Origin of the sequence: Enterobacter sp. 50588862 (assembly GCF_001462935.1) — a bacterium.
Classification (GTDB): Bacteria; Pseudomonadota; Gammaproteobacteria; order Enterobacterales; family Enterobacteriaceae; genus Enterobacter; species Enterobacter bugandensis.
Window position 1 is genome coordinate 102,555 of the sequence record NZ_LNHM01000036.1, and the last position, 20,949, is coordinate 123,503.

The following is a 20,949-nucleotide window of genomic DNA, read 5'->3' on the forward strand; positions in this document are numbered from 1 at the left end:
ATTTGCGCGCCTGAGAGACAGGAGTTATCCCTATGACATCCCGACGAGACTGGCAGTTGCAGCAGCTGGGCATCACCCAGTGGGCTTTGCGTCGCCCGACGGCGTTGCAGGGCGAAATCGCCATCTCCATCCCCGCGCACGTTCGGCTGGTGATGGTGGCGGAAGAACTGCCTGCCCTGAATGAGCCCCTGATCGGTGATGTCCTTCGCAGCCTGAAGCTGACGCCCGACCAGGTCTTACAGCTGACGCCGGAACGGGTTGCCATGCTTCCTCCTGATAGCCGCTGTAACAGCTGGCGCATCGGAGAGACAAACGACATCTCTCTTCAGGGGAGTCAAATCAGCTCACCAGCGCTGGACGAGCTGAAAGCCAATCCAAAGGCGCGCAGCGCGCTATGGCAACAAATCTGCGAATATGAACACGATTTCTTCCCTCACGACGCCTGACCTGACCGCAGCGTTCGCGATTGAAACACGCGCCCACGCCTTTCCGTGGAGCGAAAAAACGTTTGCCAGCAATCAGGGCGAGCGCTATCTGAACTACCGTCTGGACGTTGACGGCACCCTGGCCGCGTTTGCCATCACGCAGGTGGTTCTTGACGAGGCGACGCTGTTTAACATCGCCGTCGACCCGGCGTTTCAGCGCCGTGGGCTGGGCAGAGAACTGCTTGAGCATCTCATTCGTGAGCTCGAAACCCGCGACGTTTTCACCCTGTGGCTGGAGGTGCGCGCGTCGAATGTCGCCGCCATCGCGCTCTATGAAAGCTTAGGCTTTAACGAGGCGACAGTCCGACGTAACTACTACCCCACCGCAGAGGGACGTGAAGACGCCATTATCATGGCTCTGCCAATTGGATAACGAATATAAGGTTGTAACGATGAAATGGGACTGGATTTTCTTTGATGCCGACGAAACGCTGTTTACGTTTGACTCGTTCGGCGGCCTACAGCGGATGTTTCTCGACTATAGCGTGACCTTCACCGCCGAAGATTTTCAGGACTATCAGGCGGTGAACAAGCCGCTGTGGGTGGATTACCAGAATGGTGCCATCACCGCGTTACAGCTTCAGCACCAGCGATTTGACGTCTGGGCGGAGCGCTTAAAGGTCAGTCCGGGGACGCTGAACGAGGCTTTCCTTAACGCCATGGCCGATATCTGTGCGCCCCTGCCGGGCGCGGTTTCCCTGCTGAATGCGTTGAAAGGCAAGGTGAAACTGGGGATCATCACCAACGGTTTTACCGCCCTGCAGCAGATCCGCCTTGAGCGCACCGGCCTGCGCGATCATTTCGATGCGCTGGTGATCTCCGAAGAGGTTGGGGTGCCGAAACCGGATCCGCGAATTTTCGATTATGCGCTGGCGCAGGCCGGTAATCCCGACCGCGATCGCGTGCTGATGGTGGGTGATACCGCAGAGTCTGATATTCTTGGCGGTATGAAGTCAGGTTTGTCGACCGTCTGGCTGAATGCGCATGGCCGCGTGAAGCCTGAAGGCATCGAGCCAACCTGGACCGTCACGTCATTGACCGAACTGGAGCAACTCCTGTGTAAACAATGATTGCCTGCCCCCCGTTGATGGGTAAAATAGCCGCAATTTTGTATTCCATGATGCGTGGCGTGCTGCCGCGCTTATAAAAGAAGATTTAATTATGACGTTGTCTCCTTATCTGCAAGAGGTGGCCAAGCGCCGTACTTTTGCCATTATCTCGCACCCGGATGCCGGTAAAACGACCATCACCGAGAAGGTGTTGCTGTTCGGACAGGCGATCCAGACTGCGGGTACCGTTAAAGGCCGTGGCTCCAGCCAGCATGCAAAATCTGACTGGATGGAGATGGAAAAGCAGCGTGGTATTTCGATTACCACCTCCGTGATGCAGTTCCCGTATCACGACTGCCTGGTGAACCTGCTGGACACCCCGGGGCACGAAGACTTCTCCGAAGATACCTACCGTACCCTGACGGCGGTGGACTGCTGTCTGATGGTGATCGACGCCGCGAAGGGTGTAGAAGATCGTACCCGCAAGCTGATGGAAGTTACCCGTCTGCGCGATACGCCGATCCTCACCTTTATGAACAAACTCGACCGTGACATCCGTGACCCGATGGAGCTGATGGATGAAGTGGAAAACGAGCTGAAGATCGCCTGTGCGCCAATCACCTGGCCAATTGGCTGCGGTAAGCTGTTCAAAGGGGTTTATCACCTCTATAAAGACGAAACTTACCTGTATCAGACCGGTAAAGGCCACACCATTCAGGAAGTGCGCATTGTGAAAGGTCTGGACAACCCGGATCTCGATGCCGCCGTTGGCGAAGAGCTGGCCGCGCAGCTGCGCGACGAGCTGGAGCTGGTGAAGGGTGCGTCTCACGAGTTCGACAAAGAACTGTTCCTGAGCGGCGAAATTACCCCGGTCTTCTTCGGTACCGCGCTGGGTAACTTCGGCGTTGACCACATGCTGGACGGTCTGGTGGAGTGGGCACCTCAGCCGATGCCGCGTAAAACCGACACCCGCGAAGTGGAAGCGAAAGAAGAGAAGTTCACCGGCTTCGTCTTTAAAATTCAGGCCAACATGGACCCGAAACACCGCGACCGCGTGGCCTTCATGCGCGTGGTGTCCGGTAAGTATGAGAAAGGCATGAAGCTGCGCCAGGTGCGCATCGGTAAAGATGTCGTGATTTCCGACGCGCTGACCTTTATGGCGGGCGACCGTTCGCACGTTGAAGAGGCATATCCGGGCGACATCATCGGTCTGCACAACCACGGTACGATCCAGATCGGCGATACCTTCACCCAGGGCGAGATGATGAAGTTCACGGGTATTCCGAACTTCGCACCGGAGCTGTTCCGTCGCATTCGTCTGCGCGATCCGCTGAAGCAGAAACAGCTGCTGAAAGGCCTTGTTCAGCTCTCTGAAGAGGGTGCCGTCCAGGTGTTCCGTCCAATCGCCAACAACGATCTGATTGTCGGCGCGGTCGGTGTGCTGCAGTTCGACGTGGTGGTTGCGCGCCTGAAGAGCGAGTACAACGTGGAAGCGATTTACGAATCGGTCAACGTGGCGACAGCGCGCTGGGTTGAGTGTTCTGACGTGAAGAAATTCGAAGAATTTAAGCGTAAGAACGAAATTCAGCTGGCGCTCGATGGCGGCGACAACCTGACCTATATCGCGCCAACGATGGTCAACCTGAACCTGACGCAGGAACGTTATCCAGACGTTCAGTTCCGCAAAACGCGCGAACACTAATCCCCTCCCGGAGCACGGCAATCGCCGTGCTCTTCTTTTATTCCTGTCTTATTAGTCCCTTGCGGAATGTTCTTAATTCACCGCAAATTCACGTTATTCGCGCGTTTTTTACGCAATTCTGAAAGCGGCATTGTGAGAGTGATCTATATTTAACTCAGTGTTTAGCACCGGGCATGGATGAATTAACTGTTCAATGCATGTCGATTGGTTCTCCATTTCACCCGTGTGTTTATTCGCGATATATAAAACTACTAAGGAAGTATTTAGCCCGAATAACGGGTAAAACACAGGAATACATCGATGAATATGACAAGACTGAAGATTTCTAAAACTCTGCTGGCTGTAACACTGGGTAGCGTTCTGGTTAGCGGTTCCGCCCTGGCGGAAAGCAGCACCATGGATAAAGCACAGTCCACGGCCGACACCGCAGGGCAAAAAATCGATAGCTCTATGAATAAAGTCGGTAATTTCATGGACGACAGCTCTATCACAGCAAAAGTGAAAGCCGCACTGGTGGATGATGAAGCCATCAAGAGCACCGATATTTCCGTTAAGACCGACAAAAAGGTCGTTACCCTGAGTGGCTTTGTTGAAAGCCAGGCCCAGGCCGAACAGGCTGTGAAGGTGGCGAAGGGTGTCGAAGGTGTCGCATCCGTGAGCGATAAACTGCACGTTCGCGACGGTAAAAACGCCTCGGTGAAAGGTTATGCCGGTGATGCCGCTACTACCAGCGAAATCAAAGCTAAACTGTTAGCAGATGACATCGTGCCGTCTCGTAAGGTGAAAGTGGAAACCACCGATGGCGTGGTTCAGCTTTCCGGTACGGTTGATTCACAGGCGCAAAGTGAACGCGCCGAGTCAATTGCGAAAGCCATTGATGGTGTTAAAAGCGTTAAAAACGATCTGAAAACGAAGTAATTCTGGACCATTCGCCCGTAAGGTTTAACCCTGCGGGCGAAATAAGAACGACTCTGGAAAAACGCCGGTGAGTGACCTGAGCGCTCACGTTTAGCGGCCGACATTAACTATGGTAAAGGAGAAGCTTATGTTTCGTTGGGGCATTATATTTCTGGTTATCGCGTTAATTGCCGCCGCATTGGGCTTTGGTGGTCTGGCAGGTACAGCGGCATGGGCAGCTAAAATTGTCTTCGTCGTCGGTATTATTCTGTTCCTGGTCAGCCTGTTTACGGGTCGTAGACGTCCGTAGCAAACGCAATATTCCTTCAACAAAATAAAGCCAGTCACTGCGACTGGCTTTTTCTTATTTGCGTTACAGGTCGGGTGCGTTACTGTGGAGTGATAAAATAATCAAAAAAGGAAAGCAGAGGTGGGGCAACGAATTCCCGTTACGCTCGGCAATATTGCGCCGCTGACGTTAAAACCGTTTAGTGCGGGTCAACTCGCACTGGTCTGCGAGGGGGGAGGACAGCGCGGCATTTTCACCGCCGGCGTGCTGGATGAATTTATGCGCGCGCAGTTCAACCCGTTTGACCTCTACTTCGGCACGTCCGCCGGGGCGCAGAATCTCTCTGCCTATGTCTGTAACCAGCCCGGCTACGCGCGAAAAGTGATCATGCGCTTCACCACGGCGAAAGAATTTTTTAACCCGGTGCGCTTCGTGCGCGGTGGCAACCTGATCGATCTCGACTGGCTGCTGGAGTCGACCTCCAGCCAGATGCCGCTGGCCATGGATACCGCTGCCCGCCTGTTTGATAGCGGCAAAGAATTCTGGATGTGCGCCAGCCGGGGGGATGACTATTCGCCGGGCTATTTCTCACCGCAGAAGGAGAACTGGCTCGACATCATCCGCGCCTCCAGCGCTATTCCCGGTTTTTATCGTACCGGCGCGCTGCTGGATGGCATCAGCTATCTGGACGGCGGCATCAGCGACGCGGTGCCGGTGCAGGAAGCCGCGCGACGCGGGGCGAAAACTATCGTGGTGATCCGTACCGTTCCGTCGCAAATGTATTACACCCCCCAGTGGTTTAAGCGGATGGAGCGCTGGCTGGGCGACAGCAGCCTGCAGCCGCTGGTGAACATCGCGAAGCAGCATGAAACCACCTACGGCGCGATGCAGCGCTTTATTGAAAAACCCCCGGGCAAGCTGCGCATCTTTGAAATTTATCCGCCTAAGCCGCTGCTGAGCATGGCGTTGGGCAGCCGGTTGCCTGCGTTGCGTATGGATTACAAAACGGGGCGGCTGTGCGGGCGTTACTTCCTGGCGACCGTCGGGAAAATGCTGGCCGAGCAACCGCCTCTGCATCGGCATAAACGCATTATTACGCCACCTGCAATTGTCGCCAATGACGCCCTGACCATGCCGCTGGTGGACATTCCGCAGGCGAATGACGCTTTATTAGATAACGAGGATCTGGCGTGACGCTCCGCTTTGTTGATACCCATTGCCATTTTGATTTTCCGCCGTTTACGGGGAATGAAGCGCAAAGCATTGCGAAAGCTGCCGAAGCCGGCGTGCAGGCCATCATTGTGCCGTCGGTTGAAGCGGCCTATTTTACCCGCGTGCTGGATCTCTCCGCGCGATACTCCGCGCTTTATGCCGCGCTCGGCCTTCATCCGATTGTGATTGAGCGCCATCGTGATGAGCATCTCGAAGAGCTGGATTGGGTGCTGCAATGTGCAGGAGAGAAACTTGTCGCCATCGGCGAGATCGGCCTCGATCTCTATCGCGAAGATCCGCAGTTTGAACGCCAGCAGACGATCCTCGACGCACAGCTTCGGCTGGCAAAGCGTCACGATCTGCCAGTGATCCTCCACTCCCGACGTACTCATGACAAACTGGCGATGCACCTGAAGCGCATCGACCTGCCGCGAAGAGGCGTAGTGCATGGTTTTTCCGGCAGCCTGCAGCAGGCGCAGCGTTTTATTGAACTGGGCTATAAAATTGGCGTCGGTGGCACCATCACCTATCCGCGCGCCAGTAAAACCCGTGACGTAATGGCGCAGCTGCCTCTCTCTGCGCTGTTACTGGAAACGGATGCCCCCGATATGCCGCTGAATGGTTTTCAGGGGCAGCCGAATCGCCCGGAACAGGCGGCGCGGGTATTTGACGTGCTGTGCGAATTGCGTCAGGAACCTGAAGAGGTCATTGCCAGCGCGCTGCTCGAAAATACCCGTTCGGTTTTTGGTATCACGCTATAGATAAAGCACCGGACGAATCACCGTTATCTTCTGTTTTTCCAGCGCCCGCGCCAGCGGTTCAATATCCTCCTGCGTGGCGCTACGCCATGACGCCGCCTCGCCGTAAACTCCGTGTGCATGAAACGCGTTAATACGCACCGGAACATTCCCCAGCTCGAGGATGAACGCGATCAACGGTTTGATATGTTCCAGATAATCACACTGTTCCGGGATGACCAGCAAGCGGAGCTCCGTCAAACGGTGACGGTCTGCCAGCCAGCGAATACTCTCCTTAATCTGCGGGTTTTCGCGTCCGGTCAGGAAGCGGTGATGTTCATTCCCCCACGCTTTGAGATCCAGCATTGCGCCATCCAGCACCGGCAGCAGTTTTTGCCAGCCGGTTTCGCTTAGCAGACCGTTGCTGTCTACCAGGCAGGTTAAATGATGTAGCTCAGGATCGGTTTTGATCGCGGTAAACAGGGCGATCAAAAACGGCAGTTGGGTTGTGGCTTCGCCGCCGCTCACGGTGATCCCTTCGATAAAGGGCGCGGATTTACGGACCTGAACGAGGATCTCGTCGACGCTCAGGCGGTGCGCCATGGGCGTGGCCTGCTGCTGGCACAGGCGCAGGCAGGTGTCGCACTGCTGGCAGTGACTCTCCTGCCACCAGACGCGTCCGGCCTGAATGGTCAGCGCGTCGTGCGGGCAGTGGGGCACGCAGTCCCCGCAGTCGTTGCAGCGCCCGATGGTCCACGGGTTGTGGCAGGTTTTGCAGCGCAGGTTGCAGCCCTGCAGGAACAGCGCCAGGCGGCTGCCCGGCCCGTCCACGCAGGAGAAGGGGATGACCTGACTAACTAAAGCGCATCTGCTGTTCATGGCTTATCACGCGCGGCTGACGTTCCAGAATACGGGTATTGCGTGCGGCCTCTTCCCCCAGCCACGTGGTGTTCGTTCTTGAACCCGCTTCCCGGTATTTCTCCAGATCCGACAAGCGAACCATATAGCCGGTCACGCGTACCAGATCGTTACCGGCCACATTCGCGGTGAACTCACGCATACCGGCCCTGAACGCCCCCAGGCAAAGCTGAACCACCGCCTGCGGATTGCGTTTTACCGTCTCATCCAGCGTTAAAATATCGCTGATCCCGGAATGATAGTGTTTATGGTGCGGCGCTACGGCCAGCAGATGATTGACAGGATCCGGCTCGTCACCGTACGGCAGACGCGCCCCCGGCGTGGTGCCCGAATCGGAGCTGATGCCTGACTGGGCGTGCAGCATCGCGCGATGCTTCCAGCCGTGCTTCACCGGCGTATTTTCAACAAACGCCGCAAGCTGTTCGCTGATGCGATAACCCAGCGCGTTGGCCTGCTCGTCTTTCCCGTAACGCCCCGCCATGCCTGCTTTCTCACACAGTACGTTCACCGCTTCGGCAAGACCGTACATGCCAAACATCGGCACAAACCGATCGGCATCAATCAGCCCTTCTTTTACCAGGAAGCTATTCTCAAAGAAGCCGGATTGCCCGTACAAAAAATCGCAGCGCGCATCGATGATGGCGATTTGCTGCTGGCAGTAGTGCGGTAGCGTGTGGGTGAAGAAGTCGTCAATGGATGTGCTGTGTTCGGCGATTGCCTTGAGGTTAAGGCGCACCAGGGTGCTGCCACCGCCCGCCAGCGGCAGAGAGTTGTAACAGCTCACCACGCCAAAACGCCCTTTTGTGAAAATTTTATCATTCACCGGACCGTTTGAAATATGCGGTTTGCTGCATTCACAAATGTTTTTTGCCACCTCAAGCAGTAAATCGTCTGGGGTGATCTCAGGATCGTAGATAAAGGTCAGATTGGGCGCAACCTGCTTCAGTTCAGCATCTGCACGCAGAATGGCACGGGTGACAGGGCCGTCGGCGGGCCCGATGTTGGCATGCATAAACGCATCGGGCAGCGTTCTGTCGAGATAGAGCCAGAAACGTTTTATTCGGCTATCGATTTCTTCTTGTGTTAGAATTCTAACATACGGGTTCAGTAGCGCATCAAGCTGCCCCAGATAGACCGGCATTGATGTCACTGAAGGAACATGGTGATAGAGAATAGTTAAGAGAGAGAGGGCGTCATCAAGATCTTTCGCGCCTTCCAGCTCCAGCCATTCCGAACCGTTAGCCAGGAATTTTTCATAATCCGGCAGCACGTAACGCGGTTTGTAGGGGGCATGACCTTCGTACATGTCGCAGATAAACCCCTCGTCCAGCGCGGCGCGGGCGGCCGGAGATAGCGTCGGGTAGGGCAGGTAATTTTCCGCTTCCAGCGCCAGAAAATGACGTTTTTGCTCCGGGGTTAACAGCGGGCTTGTCACAATGTGCTGGCAACGTTGTTGCAGGGCGTCGGGCATGTTCACTTCCTTGAATGTTCTGCGGATGATGAACGGATTGTAGGAAGTCAGCCTGCCGGCGCTTTTGATCCAACAAGGGGTATCGCTGCTTTAGTCAGCAACTTGCACGCTAAAGTTTGAAGAAGATCTCATTACAGTAATGCAAATTTGTACGCAGTTTTCATTAACTGTGATGAATGTCGAAGTGTGGATGCGGGTGAATGTTAGAATACTCACAGACCCGCAAGGTAAAATTTATACGGCACTGCCGTTGGAGAATGTTATGACCGATTTAACTGCAAGCAGCCTGCGCGCGTTGAAGCTGATGGACCTGACCACCCTGAACGATGACGACACCAATGAAAAAGTCATCGCCCTGTGCCATCAGGCAAAAACGCCAGTGGGTAACACCGCCGCCGTCTGTATCTACCCGCGCTTTATCCCGATTGCCCGCAAAACGCTGAAAGAGCAGGGCACGCCGGACGTGCGCATTGCAACCGTGACTAACTTCCCGCACGGCAATGACGACATTGAGATTGCGCTGGCGGAAACCCGCGCGGCAATTGCCTACGGTGCAGACGAAGTTGACGTGGTGTTCCCGTACCGCGCGCTGATTGCCGGCAACGAGCAGGTCGGTTTTGACCTGGTGAAAGCCTGTAAAGACGCGTGTGCGGCGGCAAACGTGCTGCTCAAAGTGATCATCGAAACCGGCGAGCTGAAAGAAGAGGCGCTGATTCGTAAGGCGTCAGAAATCTCCATCAAAGCTGGCGCAGATTTCATTAAAACCTCTACCGGTAAGGTGCCGGTCAACGCCACGCCGGAAAGCGCGCGCATCATGATGGAAGTTATCCGCGATATGGGCGTATCCAAAACCGTGGGCTTCAAACCTGCGGGCGGCGTACGTACCGCGGAAGACGCGCAGCAGTTCCTGGCGATTGCCGACGAACTGTTTGGCGCTGAGTGGGCTGACTCCCGCCACTACCGCTTCGGCGCGTCCAGCCTGCTGGCAAGCCTGCTGAAGGCGCTGGGTCACGGCGACGGTAAGAGCGCAAGCAGCTACTGATTGCCAGACAATGCCGGATGACGCTTCGCTTATCCGGCCTACAGGATCGCAGGGCGGGTAAGCGTACCCGCCGCCATTCACCCGATTCCGCATGGGGGTTACCGTGTTTCTCGCACAAGAAATTATTCGTAAAAAACGTGATGGTCTTGCTTTAAGCGACGAAGAAATTCGCTTCTTCATCAACGGCATTCGTGACAACACCGTCTCAGAAGGGCAGATTGCTGCCCTGGCGATGACCATTTTCTTCCACGATATGTCGATGCCTGAGCGCGTGTCGCTGACCATGGCGATGCGAGATTCAGGAACCGTTCTGGACTGGAAAAGCCTCAACCTCAACGGCCCGATTGTGGACAAACACTCCACCGGCGGCGTGGGTGATGTGACTTCGCTGATGCTCGGCCCTATGGTGGCAGCCTGCGGCGGTTATGTTCCCATGATCTCCGGGCGCGGCCTGGGCCACACCGGCGGTACGCTCGACAAACTGGAAGCCATTCCGGGCTTCGATATCTTCCCGGATGACAATCGCTTCCGCGATATTATTAAAGACGTTGGCGTGGCGATTATCGGCCAGACCAGCTCTCTTGCTCCGGCAGACAAGCGTTTTTACGCGACGCGTGATATTACCGCCACCGTAGACTCCATCCCGCTGATCACCGCCTCTATCCTCGCCAAAAAACTGGCGGAAGGGCTGGACGCGCTGGTGATGGACGTGAAGGTGGGCAGCGGCGCGTTTATGCCGACCTATGAACTCTCTGCTCAGCTTGCCGAAGCGATCGTTGGCGTCTCCAACGGCGCGGGCGTGCGCACCACCGCGCTGCTGACCGACATGAACCAGGTGCTGGCCTCCAGCGCCGGTAACGCGGTTGAAGTCCGCGAAGCCGTGCAGTTCCTCACAGGTGAATACCGTAACCCGCGCCTGTTCGATGTCACCATGGCGCTGTGCGTTGAGATGCTCATCTCCGGCAAGCTGGCCAAAGACGACGCGGAAGCCCGCGCGAAGCTTCAGGCGGTGCTGGACAACGGCAAAGCGGCGGAGATCTTTGGCCGCATGGTGGCGGCGCAGAAAGGCCCGACCGATTTCGTCGAAAACTACGCGAAATACCTGCCGACCGCGATGCTCAGCAAAGCTGTTTATGCGGATGGCGAAGGTTTTGTCTCCGCCATGGACACCCGCGCGCTTGGCATGGCTGTTGTATCTATGGGTGGCGGTCGTCGTCAGGCATCGGACACCATTGATTACAGCGTCGGCTTTACCGATATGGCCCGTCTGGGCGACAGCGTCGACGGCCAACGTCCGCTGGCGGTGATCCACGCGAAAGACGAAGCCAGCTGGCAGGACGCGGCGAAAGCGGTGAAAGCGGCAATATCTCTTGACGATAAAGCACCGGAAACCACACCGACGGTCTATCGTCGTATCACTGAATAGCGGTATACTGATCTGATCGCATTTTTATGAAGCACTAAGTACGGAGAACAATTATGAAACGTGCATTTATTATGGTGCTGGACTCATTCGGCATCGGCGCAACCGAAGATGCAGAACGTTTTGGTGACGTGGGTTCCGATACCATGGGTCACATCGCGGAAGCCTGTGCAAAAGGCGAAGCGGACAACGGTCGTAAAGGCCCTCTGACTCTACCTAACCTGACCCGCCTCGGGCTGGTAAAAGCACATGAAGGCTCTACCGGTAAAATCGCAGCCGGTATGGATGGCAACGCGGAAGTGGTGGGTGCCTACGCCTGGGCGCACGAGCTCTCTTCCGGGAAAGATACCCCGTCCGGTCACTGGGAAATCGCCGGCGTGCCGGTGCTGTTCGACTGGGGCTACTTCTCCGATCACGAGAACAGCTTCCCGCAGGAGCTGCTCGATAAGCTGGTGAAGCGTGCCAACCTGCCGGGCTACCTCGGTAACTGCCACTCTTCCGGCACCGTGATTCTGGATCAGCTCGGCGAAGAGCACATGAAAACCGGCAAGCCGATTTTCTACACCTCTGCTGACTCCGTGTTCCAGATTGCCTGCCACGAAGAGACGTTTGGCCTGGATAAACTCTACGAACTGTGCGAAATCGCCCGTGAAGAGCTGACCGAAGGCGGCTACAACATTGGCCGCGTTATCGCACGTCCGTTTATCGGCGACAAAGCGGGTAACTTCCAGCGTACCGGTAACCGTCATGACCTGGCCGTTGAGCCACCGGCGCCAACCGTGCTGCAGAAGCTGGTTGACGAGAAGGGCGGTCACGTGGTGTCCGTGGGCAAAATAGCGGATATCTACGCCAACTGCGGTATCACCAAAAAAGTGAAAGCGACCGGTCTGGATGCGCTGTTCGATGCCACTATCAAAGAGATGAAAGAAGCTGGCGATAAGACCATTGTCTTCACCAACTTCGTGGACTTCGACTCCTCCTGGGGCCACCGTCGCGATGTAGCCGGTTATGCTGCGGGCCTGGAGCTGTTTGACCGCCGTCTGCCGGAGCTGATGGAGCTGGTGGGGGAAGATGACATTCTGATCCTGACCGCAGACCACGGCTGTGATCCAACCTGGACCGGTACCGACCACACCCGTGAGCATATTCCGGTACTGGTGTACGGCCCGAAAGTGAAGCCGGGCTCGCTCGGTCACCGTGAAACCTTCGCGGACATCGGCCAGACCATTGCGAAATACTTTGGTACGTCTGACATGGAATATGGCAAGGCCATGTTCTAAACGGATTGGGTGCGGCCTGATGCCCTCACCCCGGCCCTCTCCCACAGGGAGAGGGAGAACAGAATGTAGGCCGGGTAAGGCGTAGCCGCCACCCGGCAAAAACAACAATGTAAAAGGAACTGAAGATGGCAACTCCTCACATTAATGCAGAAATGGGTGATTTCGCTGACGTCGTATTGATGCCGGGCGACCCGCTGCGCGCGAAGCACATTGCAGAAACCTTCCTCGAAGACGTGCGTGAAGTGAACAACGTTCGCGGCATGCTGGGCTTCACCGGTACCTATAAAGGCCGCAAAATCTCCGTTATGGGCCACGGCATGGGTATCCCGTCCTGCTCCATCTACACCAAAGAGCTGATCACCGATTTCGGCGTGAAGAAAATCATCCGCGTAGGCTCCTGCGGCGCGGTGCGTATGGACGTTAAGCTGCGTGACGTGGTGATCGGCATGGGCGCATGTACCGACTCTAAAGTTAACCGCATCCGCTTTAAGGATCATGACTTTGCGGCAATCGCTGACTTTGACATGGTGCGTAACGCGGTTGACGCGGCAAAAGCGCTGGGCGTTGACGCACGCGTGGGCAACCTGTTCTCTGCCGATCTGTTCTACTCGCCAGAAGGCGACATGTTCGACGTGATGGAAAAATACGGCATCCTGGGCGTGGAAATGGAAGCGGCGGGTATCTACGGCGTGGCGGCTGAGTTTGGTGCGAAAGCGCTGACCATCTGCACCGTGTCTGACCACATCCGTACCCACGAGCAGACCACCGCAGCCGAGCGTCAGACCACCTTCAATGACATGATCAAAATTGCGCTGGAATCCGTTCTGCTGGGCGATAAAGAGTAATTCTGTCTCTTCCCTCCCTCTCCCTGTGGGAGAGGGCCGGGGTGAGGGCACCAAACCGCACTTAGCGCACGGCCTGTGCAATCCACGCCGACAGCTCCCGCAGCTCTTTTTCCTGCTCCGGAAAATCCCCTGTCAGCGCGTCGCACTCCTGCTGCAGCATATCCGCCCGATACAAACAGCCCTGCAAGCGGGCCGCCAGCGCTTCCAGCGGTGCCGGGTTGAGGCTGTCCGTAAACACCTGCGTACGGGTAATGTGGCCTTTCTCCACGTCAAAGTGCAGCTCCACGCCGCCCCAGGTAAAACGTTCGTCCAGCAGGTGTGAAAACGCCGGGGCCTGGCCGAAGTTCCATTCCCAGCTGCTCTGGCGTGCAAAGGTTTCGGCGAAGTTGGGCAGATCCGGGGTCTTATCCGGCGAAATCACTTCCGCATCCACGCGCTCGCCGTAATGTTCAAAGAACGCTTCACGGATCGCGTCGCAAATCTGCTCGTGCGTAATCCCCGGCAGCAGCTCCACCAGATTCGCCACGCGTCCGCGCACAGAGGTAATGCCCTTAGCCTGGAGCTTTTTCTTATCAGGATTAAGGTAGTTCGCCAGACGGCTCAGGTCGGCGTTCAGCAGCAGGGTGCCGTGGTGGAACCCGCGATCCATCGTTTCGCGGTAGGCGGAGCCGGAGACCTTCCGGTCGCCCTCGGGGGTTTTCACCACCAGATCGTTACGCCCGGACGCTTCAGCCGTCACGCCGAGCGCATTGAGCGCGTTGAGCACAATAGACGTAGAGATAGTTTTGTCGTATTCCGGTTTTCCCGCCATAAAGGTAAAGCAGGTATTGCCCAGATCGTGAAACACCGCGCCGCCGCCGCTGCTCCTGCGTGCGAGACGGACGTTGTCCTCTTCCATACGCCGGGTGTTGCACTCTTTCCACGGGTTTTGCGCGCGGCCGATGACCACCGTATCGGCGTTACGCCAGAGAAACAGGACGCGCTGGGTGGCGGGCATCTGGCGGAAGATGCACTCTTCAACCGCGAGATTAAACCAGGGATCGTGAGAGTCAGAGATAAGCAGGCGTAACGTCGTCATGGCAGAGTTCCTTTTCCATATCTTTCGCCTACTTTATCACTATTCCTTCTTCTCGCTCTCTTCGTCTTCGGGAACCGACTTGCTTGCGGTCAGCAGGAACGGTGACTGCTGCCAGCGGGTACGCTTGCCCTGAAGCAGGGTACGCGCCAGCACAACGCCAATGGCCAGCGAGAGCAGCAGCATCAGGCGCAAAATATTGGTGGTGTTATCGACCTGTTTGGCTTCGGTCGGCAGGGTGTGGGTGTCGAGCGTCAGGCGCAGATAGCCCAGCGGACCATTCTTGCCCTGAACGGGTTCGACAATCTGCTGGTTGAAATAGCCTCCGGCTTTTTTGCCGTCCAGCGCCAGCCTGTCGCGCACGTCGACGTGCTCACCGGCGCGGGCAATCAGGTCGCCTTTTTCATCGTACACGCCCGCATCCAGAATGCGGCTGTTTTCCGTGAGCTGACGCAAGACCTGGCCTATCCGCTTATCGTCCGGCGTTTCATTGCGCATCAGGGGCGCAACGTTGAGCGTCACCTGACGCGCCAGGGTACGGGCCAGCTCTTCAAACTGCGGGTTGCGCTGCCGCTGGTGATTCTGGCTAAACCACGATGCCCCTTGCATCAATACGACTAACAGTGCGAGACAGATCAGGACAATCACGGCGCGATGAAGCCGGAATTTCAGTTTTGCGCGAGCCATATTCCACCTGCTGAAAATTTAGGGCTTAATGTTGCCAGAAGTGATGGTTACAGGGTAGCCTCATGCGTTATTTTCCCTCTGGAACCTTCCGGCGCGAACAAAATTACAGGAGCTTTAATGCCGAACATTACCTGGTGTGACCTGCCAACGGATGTCTCTTTATGGCCAGGATTGCCGCTCTCGTTAAGTGGCGATGAGGTGATGCCTCTGGATTACCACGCTGGCCGTAGCGGCTGGCTCCTCTATGGACGCGGTCTGGATAAGCAACGCCTGACCCAGTATCAAACCAAACTGGGCGCGGCGATGGTCATTGTTGCCGCCTGGTGCGTGGAAGATTACCAGGTCATTCGCCTCGCGGGTTCCCTGACGCAGCGCGCCACGCGTCTGGCGCATGACGCCGGGCTGGACGTAGCGCCTCTCGGCAAAATTCCGCACCTGAAAACGCCGGGTCTGCTGGTGATGGACATGGACTCCACCGCTATTCAGATCGAATGTATTGACGAGATTGCTAAACTGGCAGGCAGCGGCGAGCTGGTGGCGGAAGTCACCGAGCGTGCGATGCGCGGCGAGCTGGACTTCACCGCCAGCCTGCGCCAGCGCGTGGCGACCCTGAAAGGGGCCGATGCTAACATCCTGCGCCAGGTGCGCGACGTGCTGCCGCTGATGCCGGGGCTGACGCAGCTGGTGCTGAAGCTCCAGTCCCTCGGCTGGAAAGTGGCGATCGCCTCCGGTGGCTTTACCTTCTTTGCGGATTATCTACGCGAGAAACTGCATCTGACCACGGTGGTCGCTAACGAGCTGGAAATCATGGACGGCAAGCTGACCGGCCAGGTGATCGGCGATATCGTGGATGCCCAGTACAAAGCCAATACCCTGACGCGCCTGGCGGAAAAGTATGAGATTCCGGTCGAGCAGACCGTCGGCATTGGCGACGGCGCGAACGATCTGCCAATGATCAAAGTGGCTGGCCTTGGCATTGCCTACCATGCCAAACCAAAAGTGAATGAAAAGACGGAAGTCACTATCCGTCACGCTGACCTGATGGGGGTGTTCTGCATTCTCTCCGGCAGCCTTAATCAGAAATAATGAGGTAAACCGTGGCGAAAGCTCCAAAACGCGCATTTGTCTGTAATGAATGTGGTGCGGATTATCCGCGCTGGCAGGGGCAATGCAGCGCCTGTCATGCCTGGAACACCATCACCGAAGTGCGTGGTGTGGCGGCTTCGCCGAGCGTGGCCCGCAATGAGCGCCTGAGCGGCTATGCGGGCAATGCAGGCGTGTCGAAGGTGCAAAAGCTTTCTGATATCAGCCTGGAAGCGCTGCCGCGCTTTTCCACCGGCTTCAAAGAGTTTGACCGCGTGCTCGGCGGCGGCGTGGTGCCGGGCAGCGCGATTCTGATCGGCGGTAACCCGGGGGCGGGGAAATCGACCCTGCTGCTGCAAACGCTCTGCAAGCTCGCCGAACAGATGAAAACCCTGTACGTGACGGGTGAAGAATCCCTCCAGCAGGTGGCGATGCGCGCGCACCGTCTCGGCCTGCCGACCGGTAACCTGAACATGCTGTCGGAAACCAGCATCGAGCAGATCTGCATGATCGCCGAAGAAGAGCAGCCGAAGCTGATGGTGATCGACTCCATCCAGGTAATGCACATGGCGGACATTCAGTCCTCGCCGGGCAGCGTGGCGCAGGTGCGTGAGACCGCCGCTTACCTGACGCGCTTTGCCAAAACGCGCGGCGTGGCGATTGTGATGGTCGGCCACGTTACCAAAGATGGCTCTCTGGCGGGTCCGAAGGTGCTCGAACACTGTATCGACTGCTCGGTGATGCTCGACGGCGACGCGGATTCCCGCTTCCGCACCCTGCGCAGCCACAAGAACCGCTTTGGCGCGGTGAATGAGCTGGGCGTGTTTGCCATGACCGAGCAGGGGCTGCGCGAGGTCAGCAACCCGTCGGCCATCTTCCTGAGCCGCGGCGATGAGATCACCTCCGGCAGTTCGGTAATGGTGCTGTGGGAAGGGACGCGCCCGCTGTTGGTTGAAATTCAGGCGCTGGTGGATCACTCGATGATGGGTAACCCGCGACGCGTGGCGGTCGGTCTGGAGCAGAACCGCCTGGCGATCCTGCTGGCGGTGCTGCACCGGCACGGCGGCCTGCAGATGGCGGATCAGGATGTGTTCGTCAACGTGGTTGGCGGGGTGAAAGTCACTGAGACCAGCGCAGACCTGGCGTTGCTGCTGGCGATGGTCTCCAGCCTGCGCGACAGACCGCTGCCGCAGGATCTGGTCGTCTTCGGTGAAGTGGGTCTGGCCGGGGAAATCCGTCCAGTGCCGAGCGGACAGGAGCGTATCTCCGAAGCGGCAAAACACGGCTTCCGTCGGGCGATCGTTCCCGCCGCCAACGTACCGAAAAAAATCCCGGAAGGGATGCAGGTCTTTGGCGTTAAGAAACTCGCAGATGCGTTAAATGTCTTTGACGACTTATAATTACGTATTCGATTTTGCAGGAGGCACCGTAATTTATGTCATCATTTGACTACATCAAGACCGCGATCCGCCAGAAGGGCTGCACGCTGCAGCAGGTGGCGGACGCCAGCGGCATGACCAAAGGCTACCTGAGCCAGTTGCTGAACGCCAAAATCAAAAGCCCCAGCGCGCAGAAGCTTGAAGCGCTGCACCGCTTTCTGGGGCTGGAGTTCCCGCGAATGCAAAAGAACATCGGCGTGGTGTTCGGCAAGTTTTATCCGCTGCATACCGGGCATATCTATCTGATCCAGCGCGCCTGTAGCCAGGTGGACGAGCTGCACATCATCATGGGCTACGACGAAACGCGCGATCGCCAGCTCTTTGAAGACAGCGCCATGTCGCAGCAGCCCACCGTGCCTGACCGTCTGCGCTGGCTGCTTCAGACCTTTAAGTACCAGAAAAACATTCGCATTCATGCCTTTAACGAAGAGGGCATGGAGCCGTACCCGCACGGCTGGGACGTGTGGAGCAACGGCATCAAAGCGTTTATGGAAGAGAAGGGCATTGCACCTAACTGGATCTACACCTCTGAAGAGTCCGACGCGCCGCAGTTCCGCGAGCATCTGGGCATCGAGACGGTGCTGATCGACCCGAAACGCACCTTTATGAACATCAGCGGGGCGCAGATCCGCGAGAACCCGTTCCGCTACTGGGATTATATTCCGACCGAAGTGAAGCCGTTCTTCGTGCGTACGGTGGCTATTCTGGGCGGCGAGTCGAGCGGTAAATCAACGCTGGTCAACAAGCTGGCGAACATCTTCAACACCACCAGCGCGTGGGAGTATGGACGCGATTACGTCTTCTCTCACCTCGGCGGCGACGAGATGGCACTGCAGTATTCCGACTACGATAAAATCGCGCTCGGGCACGCCCAGTACATTGATTTCGCGGTGAAATACGCTAACAAAGTGGCGTTTATTGATACCGATTTCGTCACCACGCAGGCGTTCTGTAAAAAGTACGAGGGGCGCGAGCACCCGTTCGTGCAGGCGCTGATTGACGAATACCGCTTTGACCTGGTGATCCTGCTGGAAAACAACACCCCGTGGGTGGCCGACGGCATGCGCAGCCTGGGCAGCTCGGTGGACAGGCGCGAGTTCCAGACCATGCTGGTGGAGATGCTCAACGAGAACAACGTTGAGTTTGTGCATGTGGAAGAGTCGGATTATGACACCCGCTTCCTGCGCTGCGTCGAGCTGGTGAAGGAGATGATGGGGGAGCAGGGGTAATAACTTCCCCCTCGCCCTTTTGGGGTGAGGGGGGAATACCTCAGAACTCAACCACCACCTTCCCGCGCATATGCCCCTCCAGCACCTTACGGTGCGCTTCGGTAATGCTTTCTACGCTCAGCCCGTGCAGCGTTTCGCTGAGCGAGCTTTCCACCACGCCGTTATCCACCAGCTTCGCCACCTCATTTAAGATCTCACCCTGACGCGCCATATCAGCCGTCTTGTACATGCTGCGGGTGTACATAAACTCCCAGTGCAGGGCGGCGGATTTGGACTTCAGCTTGTCCTGGTTCAGCGGATGTTCATTCTCAACGATGGAACAAATATGCCCCTGCGGCGCAATCAGTTCACTGACCGCATCCCAATGCCCGTCGGTGTCGTTGAGGATGAAAATATAATCCACGAAGGTAAGTCCCTGCTTCGCCAGCTCGCCTTTTAGATCGCGGTAGTTGACCACTACGTCAGCACCGCGATCGCGGCACCATTGGGCGGAATCTTCTCGTGAAGCGGTTGCGATAATCTTCACCTTGCTGTTGTGCTTCGCAAACGGGATCGCCAGCGATCCCACGCCGCCCGCGCCGCCGATGATCAGCAGGGTTTTGTCCGCTTCGGCGTCCTGAATATTCAGCCGTTCAAACAGACCTTCCCACGCGGTGAGCGCAGTTAAGGGTAGCGCAGCGGCTGCCGCCCAGCCGAGGCTGGCAGGTTTGTGGCCGACAATGCGCGCATCTATCAGCTGATGAGTGGTATTGCTGCCCGGGCGGGTGATGTCGCCCGCGTACCACACCTCATCACCTGGTTTGAAGCCGGTGACGCCAGCTCCAGCGGCTTTGACGACCCCGCTGGCATCCCACCCCAGAATTCGCGGCTCGTTCAGCCCATTTTTGGCGATGCCTGCATGCACTTTGGTATCAACCGGGTTAATCGATACTGCTTTCACCTCTACCAGCAGATCGTGTTCGCCAGGCGTCGGCATTGGCGGTGTGATTTCAATGAAGGTGGACGGATTTTCTGGGTTAACGGCAATGGCTTTCACTGACATGGTGTGCTCCTCAATGGAATGCGTTTTGTTGAGGCTAGTCTATTAAGTGGCCAGCCGCATGATAAGATGGACAATCATGAACTCAGCGTTCGTACAGGGTGAACAATCATGTTTAAACAGCTTCAGGATATGGCGCTGTTTGCGCTGGTGGCGGAGATGGGCAGTTTTACCGCGGCGGCGCAGAAAGCCGAACTGCCGAAATCCAGCGTCAGCCAGCGAATCAGCCAGCTGGAGCAGCAGGTGGGGATCCGTCTGCTGAATCGCACGACGCGCAGGATCAGCCTGACGTTCGCGGGAGAGCACTATCTGGTGCACTGTCGGGAGATGCTGGCGGCCAGCGAGCGGGCGGAGTATGCCATTCAGCGCCTGCGTGAAAACCCCAGCGGCCGGCTGCGTATTACCTGCCCGGCGGGGATTGGCGCGACCCTGCTGGCGCATATGAATGCCGAGTTTCAGCTTCGCTATCCTGACGTGTCGCTCGATGTATCGATCTCTGACGACGTGGTGGACATGGTCGAGTCCGGTTTTGACGTGGCGCTGCGCACCGGCAAGCCGCAGGACTCCTCTCTGATAGGCAGAATGATCGGGCACTGCCCGCGCTACATGCTGGCCTCGCCGGACTACCTGGCACGCCGGGAGCCGTTAATCCATCCCCGACAGCTGGTGGAGCACCGCTGTATTACGCACCGGGCGTGGTCGGAGTGGCTGCTGCGAAGCGAGAGCGAGGATTACCGCTACCTGCCGGACAACGGCCACATGACCGATAATCTGGTGTACGCCCGCGAATGCGCGATTGCCGGGGCGGGGATCACGCTGCTACCCGCATTTCTGCTGGAAGATAAGATCGAAAAGGGGACATTGGTTCAGGTGCTGCCGGAATGGCGCGTTGAAGGTAACGATCTCTGGCTGGCCTATCCGAGCCGGAAGCTGAATTCGCCCGCGCTGATGAGCTATATCGAGTTTGCGATGCAGTTTGATGAGGTGAAGCGGTATTACGTGGGCAAATAAAAAAGCCGGGTGGCGGCTTCGCCTTACCCGGCCTAC

At 57.0% G+C, this 20,949-nt stretch carries 21 protein-coding genes; 16 read left to right on the forward strand and 5 right to left on the reverse strand.

Annotated features, from left to right (window positions below):
- Positions 1-32 precede the first annotated feature (32 nt).
- From APT89_RS18740 to APT89_RS18775, 8 genes are all read left to right on the forward strand, one after another.
- On the forward strand, positions 33-446 hold the full coding sequence (locus APT89_RS18740) for a DNA polymerase III subunit psi (protein WP_041911296.1): 414 nt from the start codon (positions 33-35) through the stop codon (positions 444-446).
- Complete coding sequence (gene rimI / locus APT89_RS18745; RefSeq protein WP_028015431.1) at positions 415-858, forward strand: ribosomal protein S18-alanine N-acetyltransferase; 444 nt, start codon at positions 415-417, stop codon at positions 856-858. The genes APT89_RS18740 and rimI overlap by 32 nt, the downstream gene beginning before the upstream one ends.
- A gap of 19 nt (positions 859-877) precedes the next feature.
- Positions 878-1,555, forward strand: coding sequence for a pyrimidine 5'-nucleotidase (gene yjjG / locus APT89_RS18750; protein WP_041911295.1), 678 nt, complete (start codon positions 878-880; stop codon positions 1,553-1,555).
- A gap of 91 nt (positions 1,556-1,646) precedes the next feature.
- A complete protein-coding gene (gene prfC / locus APT89_RS18755) occupies positions 1,647-3,236 on the forward strand; it encodes a peptide chain release factor 3 (RefSeq protein WP_028015433.1) in 1,590 nt (529 codons plus the stop codon).
- Positions 3,237-3,536: 300 nt separating this feature from the next.
- Entirely contained in the window at positions 3,537-4,154 is a 618-nt protein-coding gene (gene osmY / locus APT89_RS18760; RefSeq protein ID WP_028015434.1) for a molecular chaperone OsmY, read from the forward strand.
- Positions 4,155-4,281: 127 nt separating this feature from the next.
- Positions 4,282-4,443 carry a DUF1328 domain-containing protein gene (locus APT89_RS18765; protein ID WP_003856556.1) on the forward strand — a complete coding sequence of 54 codons (162 nt, stop codon included), beginning with the start codon at positions 4,282-4,284 and terminating at the stop codon, positions 4,441-4,443.
- 120 nt (positions 4,444-4,563) lie between these two features.
- Complete coding sequence (locus tag APT89_RS18770; RefSeq protein ID WP_032644971.1) at positions 4,564-5,616, forward strand: patatin-like phospholipase family protein; 1,053 nt, start codon at positions 4,564-4,566, stop codon at positions 5,614-5,616.
- Positions 5,613-6,395, forward strand: a complete 783-nt coding sequence (locus APT89_RS18775) for a TatD family hydrolase (protein WP_060573285.1) — start codon at positions 5,613-5,615, stop codon at positions 6,393-6,395. The genes APT89_RS18770 and APT89_RS18775 overlap by 4 nt, the downstream gene beginning before the upstream one ends.
- Here APT89_RS18775 and APT89_RS18780 read toward each other — a convergent pair.
- On the reverse strand, positions 6,390-7,250 hold the full coding sequence (locus APT89_RS18780) for a YjjW family glycine radical enzyme activase (RefSeq protein ID WP_060573287.1): 861 nt from the start codon (positions 7,248-7,250) through the stop codon (positions 6,390-6,392). The two genes, APT89_RS18775 and APT89_RS18780, sit on opposite strands and share 6 nt — an antisense overlap.
- Positions 7,225-8,760: a YjjI family glycine radical enzyme gene (locus APT89_RS18785; protein ID WP_060573289.1), complete on the reverse strand. Its 1,536-nt coding sequence runs from the start codon at positions 8,758-8,760 to the stop codon at positions 7,225-7,227. Before APT89_RS18785 ends, APT89_RS18780 begins: the two co-directional genes overlap by 26 nt.
- Positions 8,761-9,022: 262 nt before the next feature.
- Here APT89_RS18785 and deoC point away from each other — a divergent pair, with 262 nt between their 5' ends.
- The 4 genes from deoC to deoD all read left to right on the forward strand — a co-directional run bounded on the left by deoC (position 9,023) and on the right by deoD (position 13,350).
- Complete coding sequence (gene deoC, locus APT89_RS18790; protein WP_032644972.1) at positions 9,023-9,802, forward strand: deoxyribose-phosphate aldolase; 780 nt, start codon at positions 9,023-9,025, stop codon at positions 9,800-9,802.
- A 103-nt stretch (positions 9,803-9,905) separates the two neighbouring features.
- On the forward strand, positions 9,906-11,228 hold the full coding sequence (gene deoA / locus APT89_RS18795; RefSeq protein ID WP_041911290.1) for a thymidine phosphorylase: 1,323 nt from the start codon (positions 9,906-9,908) through the stop codon (positions 11,226-11,228).
- Between the two features lie 53 nt (positions 11,229-11,281).
- Positions 11,282-12,505 (forward strand): phosphopentomutase, encoded by a 1,224-nt coding sequence (deoB, locus tag APT89_RS18800; RefSeq protein ID WP_028015441.1) that lies wholly within the window; start codon positions 11,282-11,284, stop codon positions 12,503-12,505.
- A 125-nt stretch (positions 12,506-12,630) separates the two neighbouring features.
- Positions 12,631-13,350 (forward strand): purine-nucleoside phosphorylase, encoded by a 720-nt coding sequence (gene deoD / locus APT89_RS18805; protein WP_003856538.1) that lies wholly within the window; start codon positions 12,631-12,633, stop codon positions 13,348-13,350.
- Positions 13,351-13,411: 61 nt separating this feature from the next.
- On the opposite strand, the gene lplA is transcribed toward deoD, so the two are convergent.
- Both lplA and APT89_RS18815 read right to left on the reverse strand, forming a co-directional pair.
- Positions 13,412-14,428 carry a lipoate--protein ligase LplA gene (lplA, locus tag APT89_RS18810; RefSeq protein WP_045631119.1) on the reverse strand — a complete coding sequence of 339 codons (1,017 nt, stop codon included), beginning with the start codon at positions 14,426-14,428 and terminating at the stop codon, positions 13,412-13,414.
- Positions 14,429-14,467: 39 nt separating this feature from the next.
- Complete coding sequence (locus tag APT89_RS18815) at positions 14,468-15,112, reverse strand: YtjB family periplasmic protein (RefSeq protein WP_060573291.1); 645 nt, start codon at positions 15,110-15,112, stop codon at positions 14,468-14,470.
- 117 nt (positions 15,113-15,229) lie between these two features.
- On the opposite strand from APT89_RS18815, the gene serB reads away from it, so the two are divergent.
- From serB to nadR, 3 genes are read left to right on the forward strand one after another with little or no spacing between them, the layout of a single operon-like run.
- Positions 15,230-16,198, forward strand: a complete 969-nt coding sequence (gene serB, locus APT89_RS18820; RefSeq protein ID WP_028015444.1) for a phosphoserine phosphatase — start codon at positions 15,230-15,232, stop codon at positions 16,196-16,198.
- Positions 16,199-16,209: 11 nt separating this feature from the next.
- Positions 16,210-17,595, forward strand: coding sequence for a DNA repair protein RadA (gene radA / locus APT89_RS18825; RefSeq protein WP_003856523.1), 1,386 nt, complete (start codon positions 16,210-16,212; stop codon positions 17,593-17,595).
- 35 nt (positions 17,596-17,630) lie between these two features.
- Positions 17,631-18,863, forward strand: a complete 1,233-nt coding sequence (nadR, locus tag APT89_RS18830; protein ID WP_003856522.1) for a multifunctional transcriptional regulator/nicotinamide-nucleotide adenylyltransferase/ribosylnicotinamide kinase NadR — start codon at positions 17,631-17,633, stop codon at positions 18,861-18,863.
- A 40-nt stretch (positions 18,864-18,903) separates the two neighbouring features.
- Here the strand turns inward: nadR and APT89_RS18835 are convergent, their stop codons facing one another.
- Entirely contained in the window at positions 18,904-19,905 is a 1,002-nt protein-coding gene (locus APT89_RS18835; protein ID WP_049137695.1) for a zinc-binding alcohol dehydrogenase family protein, read from the reverse strand.
- Positions 19,906-20,013: 108 nt separating this feature from the next.
- On the opposite strand from APT89_RS18835, the gene APT89_RS18840 reads away from it, so the two are divergent.
- Positions 20,014-20,913, forward strand: a complete 900-nt coding sequence (locus APT89_RS18840; RefSeq protein WP_060573293.1) for a LysR family transcriptional regulator — start codon at positions 20,014-20,016, stop codon at positions 20,911-20,913.
- Positions 20,914-20,949 lie beyond the last annotated feature (36 nt).

What these genes read in the sequence shown, in the direction of transcription:
- APT89_RS18740 (WP_041911296.1), top strand. Translation starts at nt 33, where the DNA reads ATGACATCCCGACGAGACTGGCAGTTGCAGCAGCTGGGCATCACCCAG.
- rimI (WP_028015431.1), top strand. Translation starts at nt 415, where the DNA reads ATGAACACGATTTCTTCCCTCACGACGCCTGACCTGACCGCAGCGTTC.
- yjjG (WP_041911295.1), top strand. Translation starts at nt 878, where the DNA reads ATGAAATGGGACTGGATTTTCTTTGATGCCGACGAAACGCTGTTTACG.
- prfC (WP_028015433.1), top strand. Translation starts at nt 1,647, where the DNA reads ATGACGTTGTCTCCTTATCTGCAAGAGGTGGCCAAGCGCCGTACTTTT.
- osmY (WP_028015434.1), top strand. Translation starts at nt 3,537, where the DNA reads ATGAATATGACAAGACTGAAGATTTCTAAAACTCTGCTGGCTGTAACA.
- APT89_RS18765 (WP_003856556.1), top strand. Translation starts at nt 4,282, where the DNA reads ATGTTTCGTTGGGGCATTATATTTCTGGTTATCGCGTTAATTGCCGCC.
- APT89_RS18780 (WP_060573287.1), bottom strand. Translation starts at nt 7,250, where the DNA reads ATGAACAGCAGATGCGCTTTAGTTAGTCAGGTCATCCCCTTCTCCTGC.
- APT89_RS18785 (WP_060573289.1), bottom strand. Translation starts at nt 8,760, where the DNA reads ATGCCCGACGCCCTGCAACAACGTTGCCAGCACATTGTGACAAGCCCG.
- deoC (WP_032644972.1), top strand. Translation starts at nt 9,023, where the DNA reads ATGACCGATTTAACTGCAAGCAGCCTGCGCGCGTTGAAGCTGATGGAC.
- deoB (WP_028015441.1), top strand. Translation starts at nt 11,282, where the DNA reads ATGAAACGTGCATTTATTATGGTGCTGGACTCATTCGGCATCGGCGCA.
- deoD (WP_003856538.1), top strand. Translation starts at nt 12,631, where the DNA reads ATGGCAACTCCTCACATTAATGCAGAAATGGGTGATTTCGCTGACGTC.
- lplA (WP_045631119.1), bottom strand. Translation starts at nt 14,428, where the DNA reads ATGACGACGTTACGCCTGCTTATCTCTGACTCTCACGATCCCTGGTTT.
- APT89_RS18815 (WP_060573291.1), bottom strand. Translation starts at nt 15,112, where the DNA reads ATGGCTCGCGCAAAACTGAAATTCCGGCTTCATCGCGCCGTGATTGTC.
- serB (WP_028015444.1), top strand. Translation starts at nt 15,230, where the DNA reads ATGCCGAACATTACCTGGTGTGACCTGCCAACGGATGTCTCTTTATGG.
- nadR (WP_003856522.1), top strand. Translation starts at nt 17,631, where the DNA reads ATGTCATCATTTGACTACATCAAGACCGCGATCCGCCAGAAGGGCTGC.
- APT89_RS18835 (WP_049137695.1), bottom strand. Translation starts at nt 19,905, where the DNA reads ATGTCAGTGAAAGCCATTGCCGTTAACCCAGAAAATCCGTCCACCTTC.
- APT89_RS18840 (WP_060573293.1), top strand. Translation starts at nt 20,014, where the DNA reads ATGTTTAAACAGCTTCAGGATATGGCGCTGTTTGCGCTGGTGGCGGAG.